The organism is Sphingomonas sp. Ag1 (genome assembly GCF_000980895.1).
Classification (GTDB): Bacteria; Pseudomonadota; Alphaproteobacteria; order Sphingomonadales; family Sphingomonadaceae; genus Sphingomonas; species Sphingomonas panaciterrae.
Window position 1 is genome coordinate 1 of the sequence record NZ_LAZX01000001.1, and the last position, 1,078, is coordinate 1,078.

The window sequence follows — 1,078 nt, forward strand, 5'->3', positions numbered from 1 at the left end:
AAGCGGCGGATCAGCGCGCCGGGATCGACCGGGAAACGCGGCGAGCACCAGCCGCCATTGCGGCCCGAGGCGCCGTAACCGCAGATCGACCGCTCGACGATCGCGATCTCCAGCGAGGGATCGCGCTTCAACAGGTGATAGGCGGTCCACAATCCCGAAAAGCCACCGCCCAGGATCGCGACGTCGACGTTGATGTCGCCCTTCAGCGGCGCGCGCGGTGTCAGATCGTCACCGGATGTGCCGAGCCAGAAATCGTTCGGGATCGGGCCCGGCGCAGCGGCCGGCCCGCTCACGACGCCTGCTCTTCGTCGAAGACCATGAAGACCTTGCGGCTGGTTTCGACAATGTCCCAATGCCCGCGGCTGTTGGCGGGAAAGTGCGCGACGTCACCGGCGCGCAAGGTGATCGGATCCCCGCCCCCTTCCGGGGTGAACACCGCATGGCCGCTGAGAAAATGGCAGAATTCCGCCTGCACGACCTGGCGGACCCAGCGGCCCGGCGTGCATTCCCACACGCCAAGCCGCGTCGTGGGCCGGGAGGAGGATGGCAGCGCGATCGAGCGGACCTGGGAAACGGGGGTGCCGAGCGGCACGGGCACGTCCTTCGGCTCGGGCGCGCCGGCGAACAATTCGGTGACATTGAATGTTGTGGCAGACATTTCGATCGACACCCTCGCAATCTTGTTCGCTTGGGCATGAGACAATCGTGCCGGGGGTAAGAGTTGAGATCAGCCTCACCCCCGGTGCAGATAAATCACCACTTCACGTGGGTTGCAGGACCCGGTCGAGGAACTGGCGGGTGCGCTCCATCGTCGGCGCGGTGAGAACCTGCCGTGCCGGCCCGTCCTCGACGATCACCCCGCCGTCGATGAACAGCGCACGGTCGGCCACTTCGCGGGCAAAGGCGATCTCGTGAGTCACCACCACCATCGTCATCCCCTCGCTGGCGAGCGCGCGGATCACCGACAGCACCTCGCCCACGCGCTCCGGGTCGAGCGCGGAGGTCGGCTCATCGAGCAGGATCGCCTGCGGCCGCATGGCGAGCGCACGGGCAATGCCGACGCGCTGCTGCTGGCCGC

General features: G+C 67.2%; 3 protein-coding genes. All 3 read right to left on the reverse strand.

Annotation, left to right across the window (positions count from 1 at the left end):
* Positions 1-293 (reverse strand): FAD-dependent oxidoreductase (locus XM50_RS00005; protein WP_046406252.1); only part of this gene is annotated, 293 nt, incomplete at its 3' end.
* Positions 290-658, reverse strand: a complete 369-nt coding sequence (locus XM50_RS00010; RefSeq protein WP_046406256.1) for a cupin domain-containing protein — start codon at positions 656-658, stop codon at positions 290-292. The genes XM50_RS00005 and XM50_RS00010, both read right to left, overlap by 4 nt.
* Before the next feature lie 103 nt (positions 659-761).
* Positions 762-1,078: ATP-binding cassette domain-containing protein (locus tag XM50_RS00015; protein WP_046406254.1), on the reverse strand; the 317-nt coding region annotated here is incomplete at its 5' end.